Here is a 24,766-nt window from a genome sequence, read left to right on the forward strand (position 1 = left end):
ATCTTTTATTTCTTTCTACGTTCAACGATATACTTATTACTCGACTTAACTTTAGAACGAGTTCTGTACCCTTTAGCAGGCATCCCGTTTCTAGAACGTGGGTGTCCTCCTGACGAACGACCTTCTCCACCTCCCATTGGGTGATCTACTGGGTTCATTGCTACTGGTCTAGTTCTAGGTCTTCTACCTAACCATCTAGATCTACCAGCTTTACCTGAAACGATTAATTGGTGATCGTGGTTAGATACTGCTCCGATAGTAGCCATACATTCTAATAAAATCAAACGGATCTCTCCAGAAGGCATTTTAATAGTAGCATATTTACCATCTCTAGCAACTAACTGAGCGAAAGTACCTGCTGAACGAGCGATAACAGCTCCTTGTCCAGGACGTAATTCGATACAAGATATAACAGTTCCTAAAGGAATTTTGCTTAAAGGCATTGCATTACCAACTTCTGGTGCTGCTTCAGGTCCTGAAACTACAGTTTGTCCAACTTTCATACCGCTTTGAGCAATGATGTATGATTTAGCTCCATCAGCATAAGCGATCAAAGAAATGAACGCAGATCTATTTGGATCATACTCAATTGTTTTAACAGTAGCTGGGATACCCGCTTTAGCTCTTTTAAAATCAACTAAACGGTATCTTTGTTTATGACCACCACCCATGTAGCGCATGGTCATTTTTCCTTGACTATTTCTACCTCCAGATTTTTTTTTCGGTGCTAGTAAACTACGCTCCGGCTTATCAGTTGTAATAGCGTCAAAACTATTCACAACTCTAAAACGCTGACCTGGGGTAATAGGTTTTAATTTTCTAACTGACATTATTTATTAGATATTTGAATAAAAGTCTATATTATCTCCTTCTTTCAATTCAACTATTGCTTTCTTGTAAGCATTAGTTTTAGCGTTGATCATACCACTTTTTGTGTATTTAACAGAACGCTTCGCAGCATAGTTCATAGTATTCACGTTCACAACTGAAACTCCATAAGCAGCCTCAACTGCTTTTTTAATTTCAATTTTGTTCGCTTTTCTATCAACAACAAACCCAAAACGGCCAAAAGTTTCGCCGTCTTTAGTTATTTTTTCTGTAATTATAGGCTTAATTAAAACACTCATGTTCCTATTATTTACTTAAATTTTCTACAATTCCCGCTACTGAACCCTCAGTTAACACTAAACTTCCAGCATTTAAAATACTGTAAGTACTTAATTCAGAGTTAGTTACAACAGCAGCCTTCCCTAAATTGCGTGATGACAAATATACGTTTTTATTTGATTCACCAAACACAAATAGAGATTTTTTATTTTCCAACCCTAATCCATTCAATACTTTAATGAATGCTTTAGTACTTGGAGCCTCAAAATTAAAGTTTTCAACAACGATTAAATTTGATTCTTTCACTTTGATAGAGAAAGCAGATTTTCTCGCTAAACGTTTTAAACTTTTGTTTAATTTGAAAGAGTAGCTTCTTGGTCTTGGACCGAAAACTCTACCTCCTCCACGGAAAACTGGAGATTTAATACTTCCTGCTCTTGCAGTACCAGTTCCCTTTTGTTTTTTAATCTTACGAGTACTTCCAGATATCTCAGCTCTTTCTTTAGCTTTATGAGTACCTTGTCTTTGATTTGCTAAATATTGTTTAACATCAAGATATACTGCGTGATTGTTTGGTTCTATACCGAATACTGAATCTAAAAGTTCAACTTTTCTACCAGTATCTTTTCCTGTGATATCTAAAACTTTTACTTCCATTACTTCTGAACGATTACATAAGAGTTTTTGTGTCCTGGAATTGCTCCCTTAACCACAAGTAGATTTTTATCAGCTACTACTTTTAAAACTCTAAGGTTTTGTACTGTTACATTAACTCCTCCCATTCTTCCTGCCATGCGCATTCCTTTGAATACTCTTGATGGGTAAGAAGAAGCTCCTACAGATCCTGGTGCTCTTAAACGGTTCTTTTGACCGTGAGTAACCTGACCAACTCCACCAAAACCATGACGTTTTACAACACCTTGGAATCCTTTTCCTTTAGATACACCCTGTACATCTACGAATTCACCTTCAGCGAATAAATCAGCAGTGATAACATCACCTAATTTATACTCTCCAGCGAAATCTTTAATTTCAACGACTTTTCTTTTAGCAGATGTTCCAGCTTTTTTAAAGTGACCTAACTCAGCTTTAGTAGCGTGTTTCTCTGTCTTGTCATCGAAACCTAGTTGTAACGCTTCATACCCGTCAACCTCAATGGTTCTGACTTGGGTAACGACATTTGGACCTAATTCGATTACTGTACATGGAATGTTTTTTCCATTTTCGTCGAAAATACTTGTCATGCCGATTTTTTTACCAATTAACCCAGACATAAATATTAATTATTAATTATAAAATTCTTTTATTTTTCTAAAAGGACTAAGTATTAGAGTTAAACACCCTAATACTTAGTTATAGATATTTTCTCGTTAGAGTGTAATTATCACACTTTGATCTCTACTTCAACTCCACTAGGTAACTCTAATTTCATTAGAGCATCAATAGTTTTAGAAGATGAAGAATAGATATCTAACAATCTTTTGTATGAACTTAATTCAAACTGCTCTCTAGCTTTCTTGTTCACGTGAGGAGAACGAAGAACAGTAAAGATTTTTTTATGAGTAGGTAATGGAATTGGTCCAGTTACTACTGCTCCTGTACTTTTTACAGTTTTTACGATTTTCTCTGCTGATTTATCAACCAACATATGATCGTAAGATTTTAATTTTATTCTGATTTTTTGACTCATTTTACTCTAAAATTAAGCGTTACCTTTTGCTTTAGTGATTACTGCCTCTGAAATGTTTGATGGTGTTTCAGAGTAGTGAGAGAACTCCATTGTAGAAGTTGCTCTACCAGATGATAATGTTCTTAATGTAGTAACATATCCGAACATTTCTGATAATGGAACAGATGCTTTAACAACTTTAGCTCCATTTCTGTCATCCATACTGTTGATTTGTCCACGACGACGGTTCAAATCCCCAACGATATCACCCATGTTTTCTTCAGGAGTCAATACTTCTAACTTCATGATAGGCTCAAGAATTACAGCACCAGCAGCTTTAGCAGCAGCTTTGTAACCCATTTTAGCAGCTAATTCGAAAGATAATGCATCCGAGTCAACCGCGTGGTAAGAACCATCAATTAAAGTTACTTTCATTGAGTCCATTTCGAATCCAGCTAAAGGTCCTTGTTTCATCGCCTCTCTAAATCCTTTCTCTACAGAAGGGATATATTCTTTAGGAACGTTACCACCTTTTACTTCGTTTACGAATTGTAATCCAACGAATGGTTTTCCATCAACTTCATCAGCAGGTCCCATTTTGAATACGATATCAGCAAACTTACCACGTCCACCAGATTGCTTTTTATAAGCTTCTCTGTGTTGTGCATCGCGTGTAAGAGTTTCTTTGTACTCAACTTGAGGCTCACCTTGGTTAACTTCAACTTTAAACTCACGTCTCATACGATCGATAAGTACGTCTAAGTGTAACTCACCCATACCAGAGATTACAGTTTGTCCAGACGCTTGGTCAGTTTTAACTGTAAAAGTTGGATCCTCTTCAGCTAATTTAGCTAAAGCAGTACCCATTTTATCCATATCCGCTTTTGTTTTTGGTTCAATAGCGATACCGATAACTGGATCAGGGAATACCATACTTTCTAATACGATAGGATTTTTCTCATCACATAAAGTATCTCCAGTTTTGATATCTTTAAATCCTACAGCAGCTCCAATATCTCCAGCTTCAATATATTCAACTGGGTTTTGTTTGTTAGCGTGCATTTGGTAGATACGAGAAATACGCTCTTTATTTCCAGAACGAGTATTCAATACATAAGAACCAGCATCTAAGTGTCCTGAATAAGCTCTAAAGAATGCTAAACGACCTACGAATGGGTCAGTAGCGATTTTAAATGCTAATGCAGCGAATGGCTCAGTAACTGATGGCTTACGTACAATTGGTTCTTCAGTATCAGGATTAGTTCCTTCGATAGCTTCCTTATCCATTGGAGAAGGTAGGTAACGACAAACAGCATCTAACATGAACTGAACACCTTTATTTTTGAATGAAGACCCACAAGTCATAGGGATGATGCTCATATCAAGAGTAGCAGCACGTAAAGCAACGTGAATTTCATCCTCAGTGATTGAGTTCTCATCTTCCATATATTTCTCAAGAAGATTTTCATCATAAGCAGCAATCTCTTCGATTAATTGACCTCTGTATTGTTTTACTTCAGCCAACATATCTGCAGGGATTTCTACAACGTCAAAAGTAGAACCATGATTTTCATCATGCCATACGATTGCACGGTTTTTAACTAAGTCAACGATACCTTTGAAATCAGCCTCATCACCAATAGGTAAAACGATTGGCACAGCGTTAGATTTCAACATATCTTTAACTTGCTGACATACTGCTAAGAAGTTAGATCCTTGACGGTCCATCTTGTTAACAAATCCCATACGAGGAACTTTATAGTTATCAGCTAATCTCCAGTTAGTCTCTGATTGAGGCTCAACACCATCAACAGCACTAAATAAGAATACTAATCCATCTAATACACGTAAAGAACGGTTTACCTCTACAGTAAAGTCAACGTGTCCAGGAGTATCAATAATATTGAAGTGGTACTCCATAGATTCAGGTAACTTCGCTCCTTGGTTAGTTGGGAAACTCCAAGTACATGTAGTAGCTGCTGATGTAATAGTAATACCTCTTTCAGCCTCTTGCTCCATCCAGTCCATTGTAGAAGATCCTTCGTGAGTTTCTCCCATTTTGTGGTTTTTACCTGTATAGAACAAAATACGTTCAGTAGTTGTTGTCTTACCAGCATCGATGTGTGCAGCGATACCAATGTTTCTTGTATATTTTAAATCTCTTGCCATTGTATATAGTTTCTGTATGGATTAAAATCTAAAGTGAGAGAATGCTTTATTAGCTTCAGCCATCTTATGAGTATCCATTCTCTTTTTAACAGCAGCTCCTTCTTCTTTAGCAGCAGCTAAGATTTCAGACGCTAATTTTCCAGCCATAGATTTCTCATTTCTTTTTCTCGCATACAAAATCATCCATTTCATCGCCATAGAAATTTTTCTATCTGGACGAATTTGCATTGGGATTTGGAATGTAGCTCCACCTACACGACGAGAACGAACTTCTACGTGTGGCATAACGTTAGTTAATGCATCTTTCCAAATTTCTAATGAAGATTTTTCTTCATCTTGTTTTTTCTCCTCAACGATTTCTAAAGCATCATAAAATACTTTAAAAGCTGTTGATTTCTTACCGTCCCACATTAAGTTGTTTACAAAACGCGTAACTAATTGATCATTAAATTTTGGATCTGGTAAAAGAGGTCTCTTTTTCGCCTGTCTTTTTCTCATGTCTTCTTCTTAAACGTTTAAACGATTATTTTTTGTCTTTAGGACGTTTTGCTCCGTATTTAGATCTTCTTTGAGTTCTACCGTTTACTCCGGCAGTATCCAAAGCACCACGTACGATGTGGTATCTAACACCTGGCAAATCTTTTACCCTTCCACCTCTAACTAATACTATCGAGTGCTCTTGTAAATTGTGTCCTTCTCCTGGGATGTATGCGTTTACTTCATTACCATTTGTTAAACGTACCCTTGCAACTTTACGCATTGCAGAGTTTGGTTTTTTAGGTGTTGTAGTATAAACACGCGTACAAACTCCTCTTCTTTGAGGACAAGAATCCAAAGCAACCGATTTACTCTTCTTAGTCAATTGGGTTCTCCCTGTTCTTACTAATTGTTGAATTGTTGGCATAATGTTTATTAATAATTTCTACAATATATTATTCCGCACTATATACGGGGTTGCAAATGTATAACTATTTTTTATTTATTCAAACCTCAAAGCATTAATTTTCAACATAATTAATTTTTTTTATCAACAATTGCTCTTTGACCTACTTTTTTCTCTTGATACGATAGTTATTAAAAACTTATCAACAATTTTCACTCTCTATTTTTGACAATACCTCTGTTTAAAATTATTCATAATAGTCTACATTAGGGTAACAATGTCACCCTATACACGTGTCTGAAGTAATACAATAAAGCTAATTCTCATTTAATTTACCAGCAAATACTATTCCAACATACCTCTATCATACTATTATAGAACAGATTATATTTTTTATTCAACTAATATATAAAAGCTAATTTTTTCTAAACACGCTCAAAACCAATCTCCTTTAAATCTATCTTTGCGCGTTTTTTAGAAAAATATTATAACTAACTTTGCACCATGGAACAGGATAATCAAATTTTTGGTATTCGAGCTATAATCGAAGCCATCGAAGCAGGAAAAGATATAGATAAGGTATTCATACAGAAAGAAGCTTCTGGTGAATTAATGAGTTCTTTATTAAAGAGCTTAAAGAAGAACAATGTTAACTTCTCTTATGTACCTATCGAAAAACTAAACAAGCTAACAAACAAAAACCACCAAGGGGCTATTGCTAACATCTCTCCTATTTCTTTTTCATCATTAGAAGAATTAGTTGAAGGTGTTTTAGAGAAAAAAGAGAAACCTCTTTTTGTTATCCTTGATCAGATATCTGACGCTCGTAACTTTGGTGCTATCATACGTACAGCTGTATGTTGTGGTGCTGATGGTATCATAGTATCTAAGAATGGAGCAGCTCCAGTAAATGGAGATACAGTAAAGACTTCTGCAGGGGCAGTATTTAATATTCCTATTTGTAAAGTAGACCATATTAAAGATGCAGTCTTTTATCTACAAGGATCAGGTGTAGTAACACTGGGTGCTACTGAGAAAGCTGAAAAAGAAATCTACGATGTAGAACTTAACGTACCTCTAGCTATCATTATGGGTAGCGAAGATAAAGGTATCAATCCATCAGTATTAAAAATCATAGACGAAAAAGCAAAGCTACCTATGTTTAGCGTAATTGACTCACTTAACGTGTCAGTAGCTTGTGGAGCATTCTTATACGAAGCTATTCGTCAAAGAAGATAATAACTATGCAAAAAGACACTAAGAGACAACAAAAAAAGCCATGTTATCCTGTTTCGGATGATTTAGTAAGGTACCTTGATAAGTATAAACGCACTACTAAGACGAGTATACTTTATGAGGACTTGCTTCGCTTTAGTGGTTATATTAGTGTTGAAGATAAGTTCGGCAACGATACCTTGTGGTTAAGGGTATACTATCCTGAACATGAATATGCAGAAATAGAGTCAAGCTTAACTAAGATATATACACTTCTTCACTCTGATGGAGATGTCAATACCTTACAACACTTAACTGTAGATTCTATAGACTTCTGTTCATTCGGTAACTCACAACCGTTCCGAGTTAAAGTAAGAAATAAGCTAAATGATATCTATACCAACTTCTATATAAAGAAAGCAGATGCTTCTCGTATCTATGGACTAGAGCTAGAAGAAATGTTATCTCCTTATACGATGAACTACATCGTACATAAAGATACATTAATAGAAGAACACATCATGGGAATACCTGGCGATGTATTTATAAAAGAGCATTTAGCTCAATGCAGCGAACTAGAGAAATCCCAAATAGCAAAAGAATATGTAAAGTTTAATGAGCGTTGTCTTATCGGACTATTAGGCGATATGCGTTCTTATAATTATGTGATCATTCCTACACATGACTTTGATCACGTAGTATACAGAATACGCCCTATAGACTTTGACCAACAGTGTTATGAAGGTAATCTAAAATTCTACTTACCTCAATTCTTTAAGGAGAATAACGTTATCGTAAGGTTAGTAATAGAAAAGTTTAAAGACACCTCTATAGAACAGTATCGAAAAGAAATACGTTCTGTACTAGTAAGGAGAGTTCTAAGCAATAAAGAACGTCTAGAAGATTTACTCAATGTAATGAAGCACGACACAGTTGCTCCTCAAGAGCATGTCAATCAACTAAAAACTGATTTATATGATTACGTACATGAGAAAGCATTTAAGTACTGTGATAATATGGGTGAAGTATTAGAAACAGCCATTGACTTTACAATCAAAAACTACAGAAGCGTCTTTTAATAAGACGCTTCTTTTATTTTATCCAATATCTATCAATACCTTCTAATAGTACTACTGGTAGACTACTTCTATATGGGTCACTATACTTAAGGACCTTCTCCTTTGGAATAATAATAAAGTTACCATTCTCATCAAAACACTTCATGAACGGATCTGACTGCGCATCAAAGTTAGGATCTTGCCATTCATACTTATACCCTTTTTCAATATGCTCAGGATTCGAGATAAAAACACTCAATAACATTCCTGTCAAAAATCCACTCAGATGCCCTTCCCATGATATCCCCTCTTCTACATCAGGAAACATATACCACACCAATCCTCCATATAAGATCACTATCAAAAAGGATAAAGCCATCAATCTATAATACTGAGTAAGCATCCCCTTAAAGAACATAAAGCTTACCAATACATAAATCAACCCACTCGCTCCTATGTGATAACTCTCTCTACCGATTAACCAAGTTCCGAATCCTGATAATATAATCCCCCATAATAATACAGACAATGTCTGCTTCTTATAGAAGAATTGCAGCATTAACAATAAGACAAATAAGGCTATCGAGTTATTATAAAGATGCTTGATACCACCATGTATAAATGGACTAAACACTATCCCTCTCAGTCCTGATATGGTACGAGGCAATACTCCATACTCACGCAACTCATAGAAGTTATTCCAATCTAACCAATACACACCCCAGATCAATACAATAAAGAACAGAGGTAGAAATAATAGATTAATAGATAAAGGAGGTAATTTTTCTTTACTCATAATTATCTTCCTTTCGTTAAGCTAAATATAAGTCATTTTAAAATAAGTCGTATTTCTCTTCACATCATTTTAGCATATAGATAATGCGACAGAATTTATCATATTTAATAGAACAAATAGAAAAGTATCATATTCTAAAAAAGAGATTGTATTTTTGTAGATAGACATTTAATAAGTAAAATGGAAGCACCTTTAGCAGAACGAGTACGCCCACAGACCTTAAGTGACTATGTAAGTCAAGAACACTTAGTAGGAGAAAATGGAATTTTAACCAATCAGTTAAAAGTAGGTTTTATACCTTCTTTAATCTTTTGGGGACCTCCAGGCACTGGTAAAACTACACTTGCCGAAATCATAGCTAAAGAGAGTGAGCGACCATTCTATGTATTGAGTGCTATCAACTCAGGGGTAAAAGACATCCGAGAAGTTATAGACAAAGCTAAAAATAACAGTGGTCTATTCACTGCACGTAATCCCATCTTGTTTATAGATGAGATACACCGTTTTAGCAAGTCTCAACAGGACTCACTATTAGCTGCTGTAGAACGCGGTTGGGTAACCCTTATAGGTGCGACTACAGAGAACCCAAGCTTTGAGGTTATTCCCGCTCTATTATCTAGATGTCAAGTTTACACACTTAACGCCTTTACGAAAGATGACCTACAGCACCTACTAGAACGTGCTATAGCTAAAGACCTCTTCTTAAAGAAAAAGAATATAACACTTACCGAAACAGAAGCTTTATTCAGAATATCTGGGGGTGATGGACGTAAGCTTTTAAATACTTTTGAACTTATCGTCAACTCTACTAATGATGACCATATAGAAATCACTAATGATAGAGTTATGCAAATCGTACAGAAAAACACTGTACTCTATGATAAGACAGGAGAACAACATTATGATATCGTCTCTGCTTTTATCAAATCTATTAGAGGTAGCGATCCTAATGGTGCAGTATACTGGTTAGCGAGAATGATAGAGGGTGGTGAAGATGTCAAGTTTATTGCTCGTAGGTTATTAATATCCGCTTCTGAAGATATAGGCAATGCTAATCCTACTGCTCTTATTATGGCTAACAATACCTTTCAGGCGGTATCTGTTATCGGATATCCTGAGAGTAGAATATTACTAAGCCAGTGTGCTATTTACTTAGCCACTTCTCCCAAGAGTAACTCTACTTACCTAGCCATAGGTAATGCACAGCAACTCGTAAAACAAACAGGTGATCTCTCAGTACCTATACACCTTAGGAATGCACCTACTAAACTGATGAAAGAGCTAGGCTATGGCCAAGAGTATCTATACTCTCATGACTATCCTAATAACTTTGTAGAACAACAGTTTTTGCCTGATGAATTAGAAGGGACTGTATTATATGAACCAGGTACTAATAATAGAGAGAACGGGACAAGAGAATTCTTACGCAACAGATGGCACTTTAAATATAACTACTAGATACACGAAGACCTGCTTATAGCAGGTCTTTTAATTCTATTAATTTTTGTACGTGATAGATCTGTGGTATCACCTTCTCTTTAGACTGACTGTAGTAGATAGCATCCATACCTACTCCTAGAGCTCCCTCTATATCCGCCAAAAAGTTATCTCCTATCATCACTGATTGATCTACTTTCACTTGTGCCTTATCTAATGCATAATTAAATATCTCTGGATTAGGTTTACTTACACCTGCCATCTCAGAGTTAGTCACGGTCTTAAAGTATCCTGCTATTCCTGATCGTTCTAGCTTCTTACCTTGCACCTCATTAAATCCATTCGTGATAATATGAAGTTTATACTTATCCTGTAAATAATCTAATACCTCTATAGCTCCATCAAATAAGTAGTTATGATTAGGCATTGCCTTAAGGTAATTATCTCCTAACAATAACATCTCTTCTGTCGTAGACAGATAATCAAGTTTAGCGAATGTATCTCTGATTCTTCCTATTCTAAGTTCTTCTTTACTTACTTGATTAAGGCTATACTTATCCCAATATTCATTGTTTATCGCTACATAATGACTTAAGAATGCCTCTGTACTAAACGGTAATTTTAATTCTTCTATCACATCATTAAAAGCTAAAGCAGAATTCTTCTCAAAGTCCCATAATGTATGGTCTAAATCAAAGAAGATATCTGTCTTACTAGTTAAGCTTTTTACTCCCATTTTTTAATATCTTTTGATTGAGGTACAAAAGTACTTATTTTAGAACTAAAACTTCTCATAAAATAAAAACACTATTTACAACTTAAAATAATGGTATAACAAAAAAACCAACCTAATTCTATATTAAAAAGAACTAGACTGGTCTTACTTATTTTAAATTCTTCAGAGAATCATCAAAAAAAGACTTCCCTAACTAACTATAATATTTTAATATGGAACCGATATAAAATCTGCTTTTAGCGTAGAATATGCAAAAAAAGGACTCCAATCATAAGTTCCAGCAGTTATCGTACCATTTTCAGCCCAGCCCTCCGTAGCATAAACTTTGATTGAATAAGTAACTCCTTTTTTTACTGAAGCTGCTCCTTGTGACATAGCTACTGCTGGATTGTTTCTTGCATAATAACCATTTGCACTTGCTTGTGCATTAATAGGCGTACATGCTGCTAGAAATGTTTCTTTACTATTATCACTTCCTGTTAAAATAATTTTAAAAAAAGTATTTCCTAAATCTGTAGCCTTATTACTAGCGTTAGCATTAGCAGCTAATTTGGCATAAAGAACAGCCGAAATATACAGATTCCCATCTAAAGTTGCAGTCCAGCTAGGAACTCTAAGAGCAAGTAACTCTATATCAGCACTTTTACTGACAGCATAAATATCAGTTTTGCCTGTCGTTCTAAAAGCTACCATTTCCGTATCTTGAGTTTTTTTGGTAGTAACAGAAGTTACATACTTCATCCATTTTTCTCCATCCCATGTATACATACCTTTACCAAGAGCATCATTGGTATTATACACTTGAGCACCTGCATACTCCAACGCTTTAGTATCCGCATCTATACCTAACTTAGTTTTATCTGCTATAAATACTCTAGGAAATAAAACTCCTTTGGTACTATTAGTATTATTCGCATCAGAAGGCCCTTGTTTTATATCTAAAAGAGCCCCTTTAAGTGGAGGAGATGGATCCCCTACAGATACCTGACTATACATCTTTCCAGAGGTAAACACGCCCATGGTCAGAAGAACTATTAAACAACTTTTTTTTAGATTCATAAATTTATTATTTGCATCAAAAAAATAAATATTACTTAATCCTATATTCCTTTGATTAGTTAAACATTCTTTGTTTTTCTATATGAACACTAGCTTGAAGAAAGAAATAACCATTCTTTACTAGTCATTTTTAGAAATCTCTAAAATCAATAAAATAAAAAATATGTCACAGAAATAAAATGATTCCTACTGATATTAAAAGCACTTTCTTCACACAATAAAGATTGTATTTTTTATAAATCCTACTTTATCTTAAAAACACCATAAATATAATAAATCAAATCAAAAACACCACTAAATTTACTTAATTTATTATAAATATTTGTTTATTTAAACTAACCAAAGAATACTATACTAATTAATTATGATAAAAAATTTTTAAACTTTATTATTATTTCATAAAATCCCTTCATCTGCAAAACTATAATAGCTATACTCTGTAATAATCAAGTGATCTAAGAGCTGTATATCCATTACTTTTCCTGCTTCTTTAATCTTCTTTGTTATTTGTATATCAGCATCACTTGGCTTTAACTTACCACTTGGATGGTTATGCGCGAGGATAATTCCTACTGCCTTCTGCTCTAATGCAGTCTGAAACAATACCCGCACATCTACCACAGTACCTGTCATTCCACCCTTACTCAACGGCGCTTTATACTTCACCTTATTAGAGTTATTCAGATACAACACCCAAAACTCCTCGTGATCTAGATCTCCTATCAAGGGATTAATCAGTTCGAACGCATCACTACTAGATGTTATCTGCGGTTCTTCTACGCGCTCACTCAACCTTCTTCTCTGACCTATCTCTAAAGCCGCAATAATAGTGATAGCCTTAGCTTCACCTATACCTTTAAAAGCAGTTAGTTTAGTAATACTCTGTCTAGCTAACATGCTTAAGTTATGATCATATGTAGCTAAAATTCGTTTACACAAATCCACAGCAGATTCATCTTTATGACCTGATCCTATTAAGATAGCTAATAGCTCAGCATCACTCAATACTGTTTTCCCTTTTAGCATTAACTTCTCACGAGGTCTATCATCTTCAGCCCATTGTTTGATAGTAATTTTTTGGTTCTCCATAGTCAATAGTTTAAGACTTATCAAATCAAAAAGTAAGCCTACCACCAACTTCTAATATAAAGGTATTGTAAAATTCATATCACTTATCAAAGCAAACCTTTACTCAATATTACTATTCACCTTTTGTCCTATATACTACAGCACTCTCGTTCATATATTAGTATACTCATCCTATAATCAAAGTATAGTCTAAGTACAATATTACGGTGTTTTGGTACTTGCACTATACTTACACTATACTAGCATTATACTAACACCCTATCTCGAATTAGATATAAACACAAAAATACCACTAGGTCAAAAAGCGAATAAACCATGCTTACCTAAACCAAAAAACATTAGAAAATAGATGAAAGTTTAACTAGAGTACACTTCTCCAGTATGTAATTAACCAAAAAAGGTCATTAGCTACTATCGTAACTAATGACCTTCTATATAATAGTAATCTCTTACTCTTCTTTTAAGCTTACTTACTCGCTACATTATCGCTAAATGCCTGCATATCTAATCCTCCATAATTACCTGAACTCATAAATAACAATACTGAATTAGTCAAATCAAGTTGTTCTAAGTAATTTTTAAAGTCAGCTGCATTGGTATAAGTCGCTAATCCTTCGCGCTTAAACGCCGATTGCATTTGCTCTTGAGAGATCTCAGGCATATTCTTAATCTTTAATGCGTCTAATGAATAGAACACTACAGCTTCATCTGCCTTATCTAATGCGCCTTCATACTGAGATAAGAACGCAGAGTTAAGACTACTATAAGTGTGTAACTCTAGACAAGCTATAACTTTTTTACTTGGATACTGTGCTTTTACAGCTTCAGTAGTAGCTTTTACTTTACTAGGTGAGTGAGCGAAATCTTTATAGATAACAGTACTATCTGTCTCTACTAACTTCTCTAGACGTTTAGAGGCACCTTTAAATGATGCAATAGCCTCATAGAAATCCTCTTCATCTATTCCCATATTCTGACAGATCCACTTCGCACCATTGATATTACTTAAATTATGCTTACCGAATACCTCTAATGGCATAGGGCCATCATTAGTATCTAAGAATGTCTGTTCATTCTCTATTGTATAAGATGGCGTATTATATGGCAATCTTCTAATAGGATTATTAGTCTCTTCAGCTAGCTTAGCCACAATAGGATCTTCCTCGTTATATACTAAAATACCACCGTTAACAATCTTATCAATAAAGATTTTGAACTGGTCAACGTAGTTGTCAAAAGTTGGGAATACATTGATATGATCCCACGCAATACCACTTAATAAAGCAATGTTTGGTTGGTAGATATGAAACTTAGGTCTAAGGTCTAAAGCTGAAGATAAATACTCATCTCCTTCTATCAACATGAACTCATTATCAGAAGTTAAATTAACCATACGATCAAACCCTTCTAACTGTGCTCCTACTAGATAATCTACTTCTACATTGTGGTAATGCATTACATGTAATATCATGGACGTAATCGTAGTCTTACCATGAGAACCTCCTATCACTACACGCGTTTTATTTTTAGAGTGCTCATAGATAAACTCAGGATATGAGTATATCGTCAATCCTAACTCTTTAGCCTTAATAAGTTCTGGGTTATCCCCTTTAGCATGCATTCCTAAAATAACTACATCGATATCTGAAGTAATCTTCTCTGGATACCATCCTTCTTCTTTTGGTAATAATCCTTTAGCAGCTAATCTTGACTTAGATGGTTCGAAGATAGTATCATCACTACCTGTTACTATATCTCCTTTAGCATGTAAGGCTAATGCCAAATTGTGCATTGCACTTCCTCCTATTGCGATAAAATGTATACGCATCCTATATTTCTTTTGACTTTTAGTAATCTTAATTGATAGGTAAAAATACGACATTATTATATTCTGTCCTTATTCTGACCTAAATATCTTAAATCTAGATCTAGCATTAATATAATACTATCAACCACTCCAGCATTCTAACATCTACACATTTAGAGAATATAGACCGTTGAAATGTTAAAATATTATCAATATCTTTACAACAAAAAATATATGGAAAACTATAATTACCCTCCTCAACAACCACAATATCCACAGCCACAACCAACGTCTGTATTAGGTATCATTTCACTAGTATTTGCCATCGTTGCACTAGTGGTCTCTTTCATTCCATGTTTTGGATACTTTGCAATATTCATTGCACTAATTCCTATTATTTCATCAATCATAGTATTAGTCCAAGCGAAGAGAACTAGAGAGCCTAAAGGATTAGCTATCGCAGGGCTAGCTATAGGTGGAGTTGCCCTAATGATAGGTCTATTCTGGGGATCTCTATTAGGAGGTATTGGTAGTCAAATTCAAAATGATATTAGAATAAATCAAGATAGATATGGTATCAATGATTCACTAGAAGAACCTTATTATTATGAAGAAGAAGAATCTAATGGTGAGAACGTAGAGATATTCACAGAAGAATCTGATCAAGGAGAAGTAAAAACTGGTGAATAAAACGTGAAGAGCAAATCCCCTTATTTTATTATTAACGCTTGCTTTGGAGTACTGCTAACGCTAATGTTCTTGTATTTATATTTTCTAAATGATATAGGTACAGATAGTGTCAAGATTACTTCAGCCTGTGAAGGCTTACCAGCGTATATGTGTAAAAGTCGAGGATTGACTAGAGACTTTATCTCTATCTTACACTACGGAGTCACAACTCCTAAACTTATCAATCCTTATAGTTTAGGAATATTCTCTTTCTTTCTATATAGTTGGCTTAGTCGCATACTTATATGTCTCTTGCCACACCGCTGGACCACGATAACATTCATTACTATAGATTGTATCAGTATAGGGATATTCTTCTTAATAGTATTTACACCTTTAGTACTTATCTATTAGTATAAAACAATATGAAATAAAAAAGCTCAGCAAATGCTGAGCTTTTTTATTACTAATAATTTAGACCTAAATACTTTCTAAAGTAACCACATTCTTTGATTACTTCTTGATAATACTTGGTATCACTATAATTATTCTTTAATTCTATAAAACCTTTCCACTTCTTAAACATTACTGCATCTCCCCATCCTCCGTAGTAATAGTCTCCACTGTGGTATGTCTGAGCATAGAAGTCATTTCTCTCTAACTTTGCATCGAAGTAAGCTAACTTCGCTTTTTGCTCTTTAGTAGTAGCATTCTTCTTAGCAATATCGTAATACTTACGAGCATTGCTCATATTCAAGATATTTGATCTATTCCCTACATTAATAGTATTACTACCATACTCATCCCAAATACTGTTGTAATAAAAACTACGTCCGTTACCATAATAAGTAACGTTATAGAATGCATTACCTACTAGCAGAGCATTGTTAAACACATCATTTCCACTAGCGATGTTCGCTTCCATCTCTTTTAGTTTCTCTAAGAAAGATAGCTTTGTATACACAGTAGTTTGTTTAGCTGCGTGATCACAATCATTACAGTCTTTAATCTTACCATTAAAAGGGTTACCATATAACTGACTAGAACTATAAGCGAACTCTGTATACTCATCATCATAAGTATTCTTGCGCTTTATAGGTTTAGCTTTTTGCATCTCTACGATAGCCTCGTCTATCTTATCTTCATAGAACAAATGTATAGCTCTACTCTCATAAATATCACTTAGATTATACTGATATAGCGAAGCGAATAAACTCTCAATACCAGAGTGATTAGTACGCAATAAGAAACTCTCCATAGCATTAGAGCGTTTGATATCCTTATAGTACTCTACTCCTTGAGAGTGTAATATCTCAGCCATAATAGCATTACCTTGCTCCTTATAAGTTGCAGATAAGAACTGTCTAATCCAGTTAGCAGCATAATCGTATCTTAGAGGATCTGTGTAATCATTCTTCACTAGCTCTGTATATACCCACTTTAACTCAGGTAATAACTTATCCTCTGTACTCTTATCCATCTTCTTCACTTGAGATACATTATTAATTAGAGCAAATATTCTAATTTGTTCTGATAATAATTTATCGTCTTTCTTAGCATAAGCCTTAGAGTCTTCTATCTGCTTAGTGGCATTCTTATAATCTCCCTGGAAGATATCCATATACCCAGAAGCAAGTTTCCACAACACAGGATTAGCTACATCTTGTGGTTTATCTGCTACAGACTTCACCCACTTTAATGTATTCTGATCTATCTTTTTCTTGATTGCTTTAAAGTATTCCTCTCTAGATTTAAAACTGCTTTCAGTGAATACATTCACTTCCTGCTCTTGTAAGTTCACCCATCTAGTTAAAAGATAATCAATGTGTGGACTCTTTGGGTTAACCTCATAAACGCGTTTCATAGACTCCCCTAAATCATCATAGTACCCCATAATAGCCCATACAGCAGCTTTCACTTCTTTATCAGAAGTACTATCTACTATCTTATTAATAGAAGCCTTGTCTAAAGCTTTAAAGTTATATAAAGCTACTTGACGCATAGAAGGCTCTTTATCGAATACTGTTGCATAAAGCAAGTTAGACTTCATAAAGTCAGCCTTTTGATAATGAGCTCCTGCTACATATCCCATTGCTCTATAATACAGTGTATTCTGAGGTTGACTACTAGCTGTCTTTTCAAAGTAAGAAACAACACTACTCTTATCAGCAGAATAGAACTTAGCTTTCATTACCTGAAACCACATTCTATTCATAAAGAAAGTATCTTTCTTATCCATCTTCTCATAATAGCTCTGCACCTTACTAGCATAATCCGAAGGTAGTTGCTCACTAACATTCTTCTCGTAATCCCAATAATTATATTCCTGTGCTGAATACTGTTCAATAGTCTTAGCGAAGTTTAAGAAATTAATAAAGTTCTCTACTTTCTTATTCTTTAAGTCTAAATCATAGATACTACTTCTCTTCTTTCCTTTTCTCAGTTCACTATATAATGTGTACATAGTATCCATCTGAAACTCGTTAGATACTAGACATTCTTTTACTACTTCCGCAAGTATTGCATTACCCAAATATTGTGTCCAATCTTTCACAATATCGTCATTATACATACCCGAATTATACATATATGCCCCATCATAAAAGCGCTCACTAGGCGCAAAGAACATCGGCTTGTATGAATTATCTACAAAAGCCTCTGGTGTAAAATTTGAAAGAGAGGAATAACTCCACCATCCATCAGCACAACCATAAGAGTACACCCCAGCTCCTAGAAGCAGAGATAAGCTACTCGCATACAACAATCTTTTTCCAAACTTCTTTTTCATAATAAGGAATATTTCTTGAATTTAAATCATATAATATAATCTCAGATGGGCACTTCCCACTTGCCTTCTCTAAGTCTTTTTTCATTTCTAACAGCTGAGCTGTTGTAGTAGTTTCTACTTTTATCTGATCTCCTACTAAAAATAATTGACCAAAATAAACACCTTCTGTCACAACTTCGTACCTGATATCAGCTATTTTTTTAAAAGCCGTATTCTTTTCTACTTCATCAGCACGAACTCTACTAATTAGACGTACTACCTTATTATCTCTAGTGTGTACCAACCAAGAGTAAATAGGGAAAGCATACTTCAACTCTAATGGATACTCCTTTAAAGCTCCAATATATTTAGTACCTATGTTACGATCATAAATAGAATTTAGGGAATCAGAAGCAATCGTTCCCATATTATAATACATCAACACTCCATAGTCGACTTTAGGAATACCCGTCTTACCAGCATATTTCACTTGATGTAATCGGATAGTAGAAGATACTTTCCAATTGCTTTCTTTTTTGATATCTTCTATCAATTGAAAGAATGGTTCTTTACTCTTAAGACTCCAGTCACAGTCCAGTTGGATCTCATTACTTGTAATGTGATTATACTTATTTATCTGATTGATATAATCTATTATCTTCTTAGCGAGTCCTCTGTCAATCTTGCTATTTAGCAATACTTCATTCTTAATATATACCACAGGTACTACATCTACATTAGGTATAGAATCTTTAAATAGCACAGGTCTGATCGGGATAGGTGTATCCCCTTGAAGACCTATATCAAAATAGCGAATATACAGTCGCTCTACATCTAATTCTTTTAGTGTACTTCGCTCTAGAGAATCTAACTGGAAGTTAGTTCGCCAATAGTAAAAAGAAAGCTTAGCAGGAGTGTCGTTATCTCTCTGAAAACCACAACCTACCAAAAATAAAAGGCATATAAATAGCACATACTTTTTCATAGTGTAAACTTAAACTAGGAATCATATATGTACAAAAAAAAACGCCTAAATAATTTAGGCGTTTTGTGAATTTTAACTAAGTTAACTATTTTACGATAGTCATCTCATCTACGATATGTTTAGCATCAGCGAACTTGTCAATGATGAATAATACATAACGAATATCTACGTTGATTGTACGTTGTAATTTAGGATCATAGATAACATCTCCAGCCATAGCTTCGATGTTTCCATCAAATGCAAGACCGATTAACTCACCTTTTCCATTTAATACTGGAGAACCTGAGTTACCACCTGTAATATCATGGTTAGTTAAGAAGTTAACTGGCATATGTCCTGCTTTATCAGCATACACACCATAATCTTTCTTATTATATAAGTCGATTAACTTTTGTGGTGCTTCGAATTCCTCATCACCAGCTTTGTGTTTAGCTACAGTTCCTTTTAATGTAGTGAACCAATTCTCTTTAGCATCGTTTACTTTGTTTCCTCTTGGTAAGTCTTTTACTGTACCATAAGTTAAACGTAAAGTAGAGTTAGCATCTGGATAGTACTTCCCTGTAGGGTTACTCTTCTGAACACCATCTACGAAAAGTCTATACGCTTTTTGGTATTTATCTTCTAAAGCAGCTAACTCATCAGACTTAGCTCTGTTGTGCTCCATGATAGCTAAAGATAATTTGAATAAAGGATCACGAGATACTACTGCTGACTTAGGATCAGCTAAGAACTCTTCAATAGATTCTTTGTCTGCGAAGATACTTTTATCAAAGCTCTCGTCTACATATTTCTCAAAGTCACCATTGTACTCTTTATTGATTTGCTCAACATAAGGAGCTATAGCATACCCTTTAGATTTAGAAGCGTATAAAGCTAATTGCTTCGCTAACATTTCTCTTTCTAATGGTTCGTATTTACCATCATAAATACTGTTTACAAACTCTCTAAACTCTGGTAACATTTCAGCTCTTTTCTTAGCATCACCTGCTGCATAAGCTTCTAATCCACCTGCTAAACGATATGGTGCAGCAGCAAAAGCTGAAGTACGCAACATTGTCATTAAGTAGTTATCATGTCTAGCTTTTTCGTTAGTAGCAGCATACCATGCATTGATATCAGCTATTACATTACCATATTTAGCTACATTCTCTTTTTTAGAAGCCCAAGCGTGGAATTCATTCTCTGCTTTTGTTTTTGTAGCAACTGTTTGGTGTTGATTTAAGGCATCAATCATCCCTTGACGGTTTTTCCAGTAGTTAGCTACACCAGCATATTTAGATGCATAGTTAAGACGTACAGCATCGTTAGTAGCCATGTACTTCTTCATTACATCCATACCTAGTTTAGATCCTTCTACCCATGCTGGATAAGCATAGTTGATGTTTTGGTTAACACCTTGTGCAGGCATCCATCTATTAGTTCTACCTGGATAACCTAAAATCATAGAGAAGTCTCCTTCTTGGATACCAGTGATAGATACAGGTAAGTGGTGTTTAGGTACCATCGGAACATTCTCAGGAGAGTACTCTGCAGGATTACCATTTTTATCAGTATACACACGGAATAAAGAGAAGTCTCCTGTATGACGAGGCCACTCCCAGTTATCAGTATCTCCACCGAATTTACCAATGCTGTTAGGAGGCGTACCAACTAGACGAACATCTTTATAATCTTCATATACGAAGTAATAAAACTCATTACCTTGGAAGAAAGATCTAACAGATACTGTATATTTTCCATTGCCATCATTCTCTTTTTGAATCTTAGCGATTTCTTGATTGATAGCTTTTTCTCTTTCTAATTCAGTCATTTTATCATTTACTACGCTAAGGATACGTTTAGTAACGTCATCCATCTTCACGAAGAAACGAACAGAAAGACCTTTAGCAGGGCGTTCAGTTGCTTTATCTTTTGCCCAGAATCCATTCGTAAGAATATCATCCTCTGGTGTAGATAAGGCAGCGATCTTATCATATCCACAGTGGTGATTAGTTAGTACTAATCCTTGATTAGATATGATCTCAGCAGTACATCCTCCATCGAACTGTACAATAGCATCTTTTAAAGAGTGCTTATTGATACTATAGATCTCCTCAGCTGTAAGCTTTAGTCCCATCTTTTGCATATCGCGTTGGTTTAAACGCTCTATGAACATCAAAAACCACATCCCCTCATCAGCTTTTACCGTAGTAGGTATAGCTAATATGAATGCAGTTAAGAATAAAACGATTTTTTTCATATTAATAAGTATGTTAGAAATGCGAAGATAATTGTTATTACACAAACTCATCTTCAATTTGAATAATTATTCACAATCTGTCAGAAGGCTACTCCTCACCTTCCTCTTTACATGGGTTCACTGGTATTTCGTTCTTGTTATCATACTTGTCTTGTAGTTCATCTACTACAGAACGCTTCCACAACTTGATACCTGAGATATATGCGCTCCTAGCAATAAGGAATGCAGCTACAGGAGATGTAATAAACAAGAAAAATACAATAGCCAATACCTTAGTCGTGGTTGAAAACTCTGCAAAGTGTATAGCTGCTGCAGTAAGTATACAACCAATACCTAAAGTGGCTGCTTTAATAGTAATGGACAGTCTGGTATAAAAATCAGGCATCCTTACTATCCCTATCGAAGATATCAAAACGAAGATAGCTCCAACGGTACTTAATATCATTATCAATATATCAGTCATCTCTATTTCTCTTTATTAAATAATTAGAAAATGCCACTGTACTTAAGAAGGCGATAAGTGCTAGAATCATCGCTACATCTAAGAACACTGGATCATCAGCTATCAAACTAAATACCCCTATCACTCCAACTCCTACAGTGATAAGTAAGTCAAGTGCTACTACTCTATCCGCTACAGCTGGTCCTTTTAAAAATCGAATAAAGATTAATATCATAGACAAACTAAGTATAGGCATTATCACATATATAAAATAATTCTCTACTGTCATCATCGCAATATCTCTAATAATTTAGTTTCTGTTCTAGCTTTTAAGTTCTTGATGAACTTTTTCTTATCTGTCAGATACATCGTATGTATATACACATAACTCTTATCTTCTGCTATATCTATCACCATCGTCCCAGGAGTCAATGCGATAATATTAGTCAACATTGTAATCTCAAAGTCTGTCTTAGCATCTAACTTGTACTTAATGATACCAGGTGTAGTATGATAATTAGGTGTCATCACATCGATAGCTACTCTTAAGTTAGCTTCCATCATATCATATAAAAAATACAAGATAAACACCAATATCTTAGGTACGCGATAGAAGTATTCTTTATCTGCATTGCGTGAGCGTCTAGTCAACATCCATAGGATAAAGAACCCCGCTGCTCCACCGAACACAAAGTTAGAATAGTTCAATTGCCCTGTTAATGCAACCCAGACAAATGTCAATAATAAATTAAGTAAAAAGTACTTTAACATAATCTCTATTTTAAATGATGCATTACTGAATCAATATAAATTGATGGATTCATCAATTCATGAGCCACTCGTTCCGCCACTTCAAATACAAATGAAGCATTAAGCCCGATTAACAAAGACACCACAGCTAGTCCTACTACTGGTAATACCAATGCTAATCTACCTCTCATGTGAAAAGGAGCAAAGTGATCTATCTCTTCTGCATTTGGTTTTGGTAGATCTTTCCAGAATACCTCAGACCAAATTCTAGCCACAATAAACAATGTTATGAAACTAGCAAATATCAACGTTCCTAATAGTACATAGTTCTCTGCCTTAAACGCCTCTTGGAACAATAATATCTTTGGCCAGAAACCTGACAATGGTGGAATACCTGCCAAAGAAAATAAGATAATACCAAAGACAATAGATAACTTAGGGTAGTCTTTATAAAACCCTCCTAATCTATAAATATCTTGAGTTACACGTATCTTCTGTATCAGACCACTCATCATAAAGAAATTACTCTTTACTATTACATCGTGTATCAAGTAAAACACTACTCCTACAAAAGCAAGTTCTGTATACATACCAATACCCGCTATAAGATACCCGATATGACAAACGATAAAGTAAGACAATATCCTTCTAATATTTCTTTTATTAATAGCACCTAACGCACCACTAATCATCGTTAGTATAGCAATCACTATAAACACGCCTAACATAAAATCATCTGGCTCAAATACTACAGTAAATACTCTAATCATAGAGTACACTCCCATCTTAGTCAGTAGTCCACCGAATACAGCACCAATAGCTGATGGCGGAGTATGATAGGATGATGGTAACCAATAATACATTGGGAAGACAGCAGACTTAATACCAAATCCAACGAAGAACAATAAAGCTGTCACAGTAACTAGCCCCCTATTCTCTACAGCAGCTACGTGCTGTGGTAAATCTGCAATATTTAAACTTCCTGTAATACCGTATAAGATACCGATAGCTGTCAAGAAAATACTCGAAGCCAGCATATTCATCGTTACATACTTTACAGCTCCCTCCATTTGTCTTTTCTTTCCTCCTAGGGTAAGTAATACAAATGATGAAATAATTACCACCTCAAACCAAACATAAAGGTTAAAGATATCTCCTGTCAAGAACGCTCCCATCAATCCCATAATTAGGAAGTGATAGATAAAGAAGTGTCCATAACGAATACGGCTAATATTAGTCGCAGCTGTAGAATATATCCCTACCGCTAACGACACTATCGCTGTAAGCATAACCATAGTAGCACTAAGGGTATCACTTACAAACGTTATCCCAAATGGGGCTTGCCACCCTCCCATCTGCAATGTCATATTTCCATTCTCCCATACTAAGGCAAATAATCTCCAGCTCACTAAGAAGCCTACGATATTACCTATCACACTTACTGTCTTCTGTGCCTGTACATTCTTCCAAAAGAATAACAGCACTATAGCAGTAATCATATGTGCTAATATAGGAGCTAATATAAAGTTCGAAATCATATATCTAAATCTTGGATATTAAGTGAGTCTAAGTCATCTGTACCTGTTGTCTCGTGTACTTTCTTCAACAGAATAATAGCGAAAGCTGTCAGTCCAAAGCTAATTACGATAGCTGTCAAGATCAAAGCTTGAGGTACAGGATCTGCATACGCATCAGTAAAGTGAATATTATCTCCATTAATGATAGGTGCTTTCCCTTTGGTAAGTTCCCCCATTAAGAAGATTAAAATATTAGCACCGTTACCTAACATCATAAACCCTAACAGTAACTTAACCATGCTACGACGCAAGATCAAGTATATTCCTGCTGAATATAAGATTCCTACTAATAATACTAAAAGTAACTCCATA

At 35.0% G+C, this 24,766-nt stretch carries 26 protein-coding genes; 5 read left to right on the plus strand and 21 right to left on the minus strand.

Features of this window, described 5'->3' with window-relative positions; all coding sequences use genetic code 11:
• Positions 1 to 5: 5 nt before the first annotated feature.
• The 8 genes from rplB to rpsL form a co-directional block, all read right to left on the minus strand.
• Positions 6 to 830 (minus strand): 50S ribosomal protein L2, encoded by an 825-nt coding sequence (rplB, locus tag BMX53_RS00170; RefSeq protein WP_074744003.1) that lies wholly within the window; start codon positions 828 to 830, stop codon positions 6 to 8.
• Positions 831 to 836: 6 nt separating this feature from the next.
• Entirely contained in the window at positions 837 to 1,127 is a 291-nt protein-coding gene (gene rplW, locus BMX53_RS00175) for a 50S ribosomal protein L23 (RefSeq protein ID WP_038988280.1), read from the minus strand.
• Between the two features lie 7 nt (positions 1,128 to 1,134).
• Positions 1,135 to 1,764 (minus strand): 50S ribosomal protein L4, encoded by a 630-nt coding sequence (gene rplD, locus BMX53_RS00180; RefSeq protein ID WP_038988281.1) that lies wholly within the window; start codon positions 1,762 to 1,764, stop codon positions 1,135 to 1,137.
• The gene (gene rplC, locus BMX53_RS00185) at positions 1,764 to 2,381 is read right to left on the minus strand and encodes a 50S ribosomal protein L3 (RefSeq protein WP_038988282.1); all 618 of its coding nucleotides are present in this window, start codon (positions 2,379 to 2,381) and stop codon (positions 1,764 to 1,766) included. The genes rplD and rplC overlap by 1 nt, the downstream gene beginning before the upstream one ends.
• Positions 2,382 to 2,491: 110 nt before the next feature.
• Positions 2,492 to 2,797: a 30S ribosomal protein S10 gene (gene rpsJ / locus BMX53_RS00190; protein WP_006259497.1), complete on the minus strand. Its 306-nt coding sequence runs from the start codon at positions 2,795 to 2,797 to the stop codon at positions 2,492 to 2,494.
• A 12-nt stretch (positions 2,798 to 2,809) separates the two neighbouring features.
• A complete protein-coding gene (gene fusA / locus BMX53_RS00195; RefSeq protein ID WP_038988283.1) occupies positions 2,810 to 4,945 on the minus strand; it encodes an elongation factor G in 2,136 nt (711 codons plus the stop codon).
• A gap of 21 nt (positions 4,946 to 4,966) precedes the next feature.
• Complete coding sequence (rpsG, locus tag BMX53_RS00200) at positions 4,967 to 5,443, minus strand: 30S ribosomal protein S7 (RefSeq protein ID WP_006259499.1); 477 nt, start codon at positions 5,441 to 5,443, stop codon at positions 4,967 to 4,969.
• Positions 5,444 to 5,468: 25 nt separating this feature from the next.
• Positions 5,469 to 5,849: a 30S ribosomal protein S12 gene (gene rpsL, locus BMX53_RS00205; RefSeq protein ID WP_002987523.1), complete on the minus strand. Its 381-nt coding sequence runs from the start codon at positions 5,847 to 5,849 to the stop codon at positions 5,469 to 5,471.
• Positions 5,850 to 6,332: 483 nt separating this feature from the next.
• Here rpsL and rlmB point away from each other — a divergent pair, with 483 nt between their 5' ends.
• Positions 6,333 to 7,067, plus strand: coding sequence for a 23S rRNA (guanosine(2251)-2'-O)-methyltransferase RlmB (gene rlmB / locus BMX53_RS00210; RefSeq protein WP_038988284.1), 735 nt, complete (start codon positions 6,333 to 6,335; stop codon positions 7,065 to 7,067).
• Between the two features lie 5 nt (positions 7,068 to 7,072).
• The gene (locus BMX53_RS00215; protein ID WP_038988285.1) at positions 7,073 to 8,122 is read left to right on the plus strand and encodes a hypothetical protein; all 1,050 of its coding nucleotides are present in this window, start codon (positions 7,073 to 7,075) and stop codon (positions 8,120 to 8,122) included.
• A 13-nt stretch (positions 8,123 to 8,135) separates the two neighbouring features.
• On the opposite strand, the gene BMX53_RS00220 is transcribed toward BMX53_RS00215, so the two are convergent.
• Complete coding sequence (locus tag BMX53_RS00220) at positions 8,136 to 8,897, minus strand: rhomboid family intramembrane serine protease (RefSeq protein ID WP_074744005.1); 762 nt, start codon at positions 8,895 to 8,897, stop codon at positions 8,136 to 8,138.
• A gap of 180 nt (positions 8,898 to 9,077) precedes the next feature.
• On the opposite strand from BMX53_RS00220, the gene BMX53_RS00225 reads away from it, so the two are divergent.
• Positions 9,078 to 10,355, plus strand: a complete 1,278-nt coding sequence (locus BMX53_RS00225) for a replication-associated recombination protein A (RefSeq protein ID WP_074744007.1) — start codon at positions 9,078 to 9,080, stop codon at positions 10,353 to 10,355.
• A gap of 16 nt (positions 10,356 to 10,371) precedes the next feature.
• Here BMX53_RS00225 and BMX53_RS00230 read toward each other — a convergent pair whose 3' ends face one another.
• The 4 genes from BMX53_RS00230 to BMX53_RS00245 form a co-directional block, all read right to left on the minus strand.
• Positions 10,372 to 11,070, minus strand: a complete 699-nt coding sequence (locus tag BMX53_RS00230; protein ID WP_074744009.1) for a YjjG family noncanonical pyrimidine nucleotidase — start codon at positions 11,068 to 11,070, stop codon at positions 10,372 to 10,374.
• 207 nt (positions 11,071 to 11,277) lie between these two features.
• The gene (locus tag BMX53_RS00235) at positions 11,278 to 12,129 is read right to left on the minus strand and encodes a hypothetical protein (RefSeq protein ID WP_143061396.1); all 852 of its coding nucleotides are present in this window, start codon (positions 12,127 to 12,129) and stop codon (positions 11,278 to 11,280) included.
• A 396-nt stretch (positions 12,130 to 12,525) separates the two neighbouring features.
• Positions 12,526 to 13,218, minus strand: coding sequence for a RadC family protein (gene radC / locus BMX53_RS00240; RefSeq protein ID WP_038988290.1), 693 nt, complete (start codon positions 13,216 to 13,218; stop codon positions 12,526 to 12,528).
• Between the two features lie 466 nt (positions 13,219 to 13,684).
• Complete coding sequence (locus BMX53_RS00245; RefSeq protein WP_038988291.1) at positions 13,685 to 15,046, minus strand: UDP-N-acetylmuramate--L-alanine ligase; 1,362 nt, start codon at positions 15,044 to 15,046, stop codon at positions 13,685 to 13,687.
• A gap of 213 nt (positions 15,047 to 15,259) precedes the next feature.
• Between BMX53_RS00245 and BMX53_RS00250 the strand changes: the two genes are divergently transcribed.
• Together BMX53_RS00250 and BMX53_RS00255 are read left to right on the plus strand one after the other, a co-directional pair.
• The gene (locus BMX53_RS00250) at positions 15,260 to 15,715 is read left to right on the plus strand and encodes a DUF4190 domain-containing protein (protein WP_038988292.1); all 456 of its coding nucleotides are present in this window, start codon (positions 15,260 to 15,262) and stop codon (positions 15,713 to 15,715) included.
• A gap of 3 nt (positions 15,716 to 15,718) precedes the next feature.
• Positions 15,719 to 16,108 carry a hypothetical protein gene (locus BMX53_RS00255; protein WP_123766473.1) on the plus strand — a complete coding sequence of 130 codons (390 nt, stop codon included), beginning with the start codon at positions 15,719 to 15,721 and terminating at the stop codon, positions 16,106 to 16,108.
• Positions 16,109 to 16,160: 52 nt separating this feature from the next.
• Here the strand turns inward: BMX53_RS00255 and BMX53_RS00260 are convergent, their stop codons facing one another.
• The 8 genes from BMX53_RS00260 to BMX53_RS00295 all read right to left on the minus strand — a co-directional run bounded on the left by BMX53_RS00260 (position 16,161) and on the right by BMX53_RS00295 (position 24,765).
• Positions 16,161 to 18,482: a hypothetical protein gene (locus BMX53_RS00260; RefSeq protein ID WP_074744013.1), complete on the minus strand. Its 2,322-nt coding sequence runs from the start codon at positions 18,480 to 18,482 to the stop codon at positions 16,161 to 16,163.
• Positions 18,442 to 19,446 carry a hypothetical protein gene (locus BMX53_RS00265; protein WP_038985467.1) on the minus strand — a complete coding sequence of 335 codons (1,005 nt, stop codon included), beginning with the start codon at positions 19,444 to 19,446 and terminating at the stop codon, positions 18,442 to 18,444. The genes BMX53_RS00260 and BMX53_RS00265 overlap by 41 nt, the downstream gene beginning before the upstream one ends.
• Before the next feature lie 85 nt (positions 19,447 to 19,531).
• Entirely contained in the window at positions 19,532 to 21,685 is a 2,154-nt protein-coding gene (locus BMX53_RS00270) for a S46 family peptidase (protein WP_074744015.1), read from the minus strand.
• 88 nt (positions 21,686 to 21,773) lie between these two features.
• Entirely contained in the window at positions 21,774 to 22,148 is a 375-nt protein-coding gene (mnhG, locus tag BMX53_RS00275; RefSeq protein WP_038985464.1) for a monovalent cation/H(+) antiporter subunit G, read from the minus strand.
• On the minus strand, positions 22,141 to 22,416 hold the full coding sequence (locus BMX53_RS00280; RefSeq protein ID WP_038985462.1) for a cation:proton antiporter: 276 nt from the start codon (positions 22,414 to 22,416) through the stop codon (positions 22,141 to 22,143). The genes mnhG and BMX53_RS00280 overlap by 8 nt, the downstream gene beginning before the upstream one ends.
• On the minus strand, positions 22,416 to 22,898 hold the full coding sequence (locus tag BMX53_RS00285; RefSeq protein WP_038985460.1) for a Na+/H+ antiporter subunit E: 483 nt from the start codon (positions 22,896 to 22,898) through the stop codon (positions 22,416 to 22,418). Before BMX53_RS00285 ends, BMX53_RS00280 begins: the two co-directional genes overlap by 1 nt.
• Positions 22,899 to 22,903: 5 nt before the next feature.
• Positions 22,904 to 24,415 carry a proton-conducting transporter transmembrane domain-containing protein gene (locus BMX53_RS00290; RefSeq protein ID WP_038985458.1) on the minus strand — a complete coding sequence of 504 codons (1,512 nt, stop codon included), beginning with the start codon at positions 24,413 to 24,415 and terminating at the stop codon, positions 22,904 to 22,906.
• The gene (locus BMX53_RS00295; RefSeq protein ID WP_038985456.1) at positions 24,412 to 24,765 is read right to left on the minus strand and encodes a Na+/H+ antiporter subunit C; all 354 of its coding nucleotides are present in this window, start codon (positions 24,763 to 24,765) and stop codon (positions 24,412 to 24,414) included. The genes BMX53_RS00290 and BMX53_RS00295 overlap by 4 nt, the downstream gene beginning before the upstream one ends.
• Between the last annotated feature and the right edge of the window lies 1 nt (position 24,766).

The organism is Myroides marinus (assembly GCF_900109075.1).
GTDB lineage: Bacteria > Bacteroidota > Bacteroidia > Flavobacteriales > Flavobacteriaceae > Flavobacterium > Flavobacterium marinum_A.